This is a genomic window from Leyella stercorea (assembly GCF_021531355.1).
GTDB lineage: Bacteria > Bacteroidota > Bacteroidia > Bacteroidales > Bacteroidaceae > Prevotella.
In genome coordinates this window covers 1-4,133 of record NZ_JADYTS010000124.1, presented here as the reverse complement: position 1 = coordinate 4,133, position 4,133 = coordinate 1, and the positions used below count along the sequence as shown (strand labels likewise).

Here is a 4,133-nt window from a genome sequence, read left to right as displayed (position 1 = left end):
TGCTTTCCACCTTCTCCACTCCATAATCAGCAAACGTCACCATTACTGGAGCATAGTTAGCGTGCTTCACCTTGAGCATACGGTTGCCTTGCGGCATATATACCCAGTACTCTCCTGTCTTGTTCTCCACATTTCCCATGATGCTGCCTTCAAACTGAACACCTTGAAGTCCAAGACCAACTTTTATCAAGGCACAGTTTTTGTTATTCAAGTCTTTGCGTGGCTGAGTTTGAGCAGTCAAATCGCTTGAAGCAAGCTTGAAGGACTCGACTGTGAGCTTTTGCGCAATGGCTGATGATATTGCTGCAAAGAGCAAGACAAGGGATAGAAGTATTTTACGCATAAAATTTATATTGTTTGAGGCTTAGGACATTAATAATAAGAGTGGATACTCAAAAACAAGAAGTCATTACTCGGAGAGGACCAAGCGGAGTCCAAAGAAGTAGTAACGGGTGACAGGCGTGTTGTTGCTACGGCATGACGAGCGACAGCTCCTGGCAGCGTCGAACCAGCTACCCCCACGGAACACGCGGTTAGACCCACTATTAGCACCTGTAGGATTTACCTGTGAGGAACTACTATAACCTTTATACCAATCCTGACACCACTCCCATACATTACCACTCATATCATATATACCTAATTCATTAGCTTGCTTAGAACCTACAGCATGAGTTTTGCTGCCGCTATTATCTTCATACCAAGCCACATCAGCAAGATTATTGCTGCCGCTATACTGATAACCTCGGCTCTTTTTTCCACCACGGGCAGCATATTCCCATTCGGCTTCAGTGGGGAGACGGAACGTCTTGCCTGTTATACTGTTCAGCTTGCTGATGAATTCTTGGCACTCATCCCAAGAAACCATTTCTACTGGCAAGTTATCACCCTTAAAGTTAGAAGGATTGTTGCCCATAACAGCTTTCCATAAAGCCTGAGTAACCTCGTATTTGCCTATATAATAATCATTAGTTAGAGTTACTTGATGTGTTGGCTTTTCACCATCCCATGGATTCTCCATCTCTGGTGTCGCTCCCATTGTAAACGTTCCTGCTTCAACACGAACCATATCAATGCTTATGCCATTCTTTACAGGAATAGAGATATTATCACTGTTAGTAACTATAGTTTGCATTACTGGTTGCTGAGCTACTGCTGGTTGAGAAACAACACTTTGTTGTATTGCCGTTGCTTCTTTCGTCAGCGTTATTTGCAGATTGCTCGGCGCAGAAGCTTTAAGTTTTACTGTTCCTTCCTCCGATTCATAACCATCGCAAGCAACAACAAAAGAGTGTTGACCTACGGGTAATGTCGTCCTTGCCACACCATTCATGCCTTTCACCATTTTATTATCCACAAGCACAGTGGCAGAACTTGGAGTATATCTGATTGTAAGAGTTTGCGACTGTTGCGCTTGTTGTTGACTGCTGCCCAAAAGCGTGAGCACATACGTGCGGTTGCTCTCTAACTTTTCAACATCATAGTCGGCGAATGTCACCATCTGAGGCAAATAGTTTTTGGTGATTACTTTCATCTGCCGTGTGTTCTGCGGCATATATACCCACGTCTCGTTGTTGCGCTTTACCAAAGGCATAATGACATTGCCCTCAATGTTGACCAACTCACCCACAAACTGTACCTTAACAACTGCACAGTTGCGATCGTTAAGGTCCTTGCGAGGCTGAGTTTGGGCAGTAAGGTCGCTTGGGGCAAGCTTAAAGGACTCGACCGTGAGCTTTTGCGCAACAGCTGATGATATTGCAGCAAATAGCAAGACGAAAGATAGAAGTATTTTACGCATAAAATTTATTTTTGTTTGATGGCTTAGGACATTAATAATAAGAGTGGAAACTTGAAACAATAAGTCGTTACTCGGAGAGGACTAGGCGGAGCCCAAGGAAGTTGCAGTGGTCGTCAGGCGTGATGAAGTAACGGTATGACGAGCGACAGAATCTGGCACTGATGTTCCAGCCACCTCCACGGAACACGCGGTCAGAACCACTATTAGCACCAGTCGGATTGGTATGAGAAGAACTACTGTATTTGCCATACCAATCCTGACACCATTCCCATACATTCCCACTCATATCATATATACCTAATTCATTAGCTTGCTTAGAACCAACAGCATGAGTTTTGCTCCAGCTGTTGCCTACGTACCAAGCTACATCTGAGAGGTTATTACTTCCGCTATACTGATACCCTCTGCTCTTCTTTCCGCCACGGGCTGCATATTCCCATTCGGCTTCTGTAGGGAGGCGGAACGTCTTGCCAGTTATATTGTTCAGCTTGCTGATAAATTTCTGACAGTCGTTCCAACTTACCTGTTCTACTGGCAAATTGTCACCATTAAATTTTGAAGGATTCTTACCCATGACAGCCTTCCACAAATTCTGAGTAACCTCGTATTTTCCAATATAATAATCATTGGTAAGCGTAACTTGATGTGTAGGTTTTTCCCAATCATATGGGCTCTCCATCTCTGGAGTCGCTCCCATAGTAAACGTTCCTGCTTCAACACGAACCATATCAATGCTTATGCCATCCTTAACTGGAATAGAGATATTATTACTGTTAGTAACCGTAGGTTGCACAATAGGTTGCTGAGCCACTGCTGGTTGAGCAACAGTACTTTGTTGAGTTGCCGTTGCTTCTTTTGTCAGCGTAATTTGCAAATTGCTCGGTGCTGAAGCCTTAAGCTTTACAGTACCTTCTTCAGACTCATATCCATTACAAAAGACAATATACGAATGTTGACCTACTGGCAATGTTGTCTGTGCCACGCCATTTGAGCCATTAATCATTTTATTGTCTACAAGTACAGTAGCTATAGACGGTGAGTATCTTATGGTAAGAGTTTGGGACTGCTGCGCTTGTTGTTGACTGTTCCCAACAAGCGTAAGCACATACGTGCGGTTGCTCTCCAATTTATCCACTCCGTAGTCTTCAAATGTAACCATAAGCGGAAGATAGTCTTTGGTTGTGATTTTCAATTGCCGTGATCTCTGTGGCATATACACCCAAGTCTCATTCGTGTACTTAACAACAGGCTTGACAATATTTCCACCGAAATCAATAATGTCGCCAACAAACAGCACTTTGACAACAGCACAATTGTAATTGTTGGTATCCTTGCGTGGCTGAGTTTGGGCAGTAAGGTCGCTTGAAGCAAGCTTGAAGGATTTTACTGTCAGCTCTTGGGCAAGGGCTGATGATATTGCCGTAAAGAGCAAGAAGAAGGATAAAAGAATATTTCGCATAGTTGTTGTTTATGTTTCTTTATACTTATTTTTATTCGGTGGCACAAAATAAAATACGGTGATTTTATTCGGTAGCAGCGAATAAATGTCGGGGATAACCTTGTCGTTATTATGGTTTGGACATTAAGAATAAGAGTGGATAACTCGAAACAAGAAGTCGTTATTCGGAGAGGACAAGGCGGAGCCCGAGGTCGAAGTCACGGTAGCCAGGCGAGCTGCTGCTACGATCTGACGAGCGACAGTACCTGGCAGAGCTGCTCCAGTAACCACCACGGCGCACGCGGTCAGACCCACTGGCAGCACCTGTAGGATTAACCTGTGAGGAACTACTGTAAGAACCTTTCCTATCCTGACACCATTCATATACGTTACCACTCATATCATATATGCCTAATTCATTAGCTTGCTTAAAACCTACAGCATGAGTTTTGTTGTCACTGTTGTCACTGTACCAAGCCACGTCTGAGATATTATTACTACCGCTATACAGATAGCCTCGGTTCTTCTTTCCACCACGCGCAGCATATTCCCATTCGGCTTCTGTGGGGAGACGGAACGTCTTGCCTGTTGTATTATTCAGCTTGCTCAAGAATTCTTGACAGTCCTTCCAACTAACATTCTCTACTGGCAAGTTATCACCCTTGAATTTTGAAGGATTACTGCCCATAACCGCTTGCCATAAAGCCTGTGTCACCTCATATTTACCTATGTAATAATCATTGGTAAGAGTAACTTGATGGGTAGGCTTTTCATCATAATCATAATCAGGATCTTTCATCTCTGGTGTCGCTCCCATAGTAAACGTTCCTGCCTCAACACGAACCATATCAATGCTTATGCCTTTCTTTACGGGAATGGTTATTGTATTGTCTG

3 protein-coding genes and 1 pseudogene are annotated in these 4,133 nt (G+C 43.6%); all 4 read right to left on the bottom strand.

Features of this window, described 5'->3' with window-relative positions:
• Positions 1–343 (bottom strand): annotated as a pseudogene (locus tag I6E38_RS14395) (hypothetical protein); the annotation flags it as partial.
• 66 nt (positions 344–409) lie between these two features.
• Positions 410–1,774, bottom strand: coding sequence for an SUMF1/EgtB/PvdO family nonheme iron enzyme (locus I6E38_RS14390; RefSeq protein ID WP_235394642.1), 1,365 nt, complete (start codon positions 1,772–1,774; stop codon positions 410–412).
• A 94-nt stretch (positions 1,775–1,868) separates the two neighbouring features.
• On the bottom strand, positions 1,869–3,260 hold the full coding sequence (locus tag I6E38_RS14385; protein WP_235394641.1) for an SUMF1/EgtB/PvdO family nonheme iron enzyme: 1,392 nt from the start codon (positions 3,258–3,260) through the stop codon (positions 1,869–1,871).
• A 160-nt stretch (positions 3,261–3,420) separates the two neighbouring features.
• Positions 3,421–4,133, bottom strand: a 713-nt coding sequence (locus tag I6E38_RS14380) for a formylglycine-generating enzyme family protein (RefSeq protein ID WP_235394640.1), incomplete at its 5' end; no start/stop codon positions are given.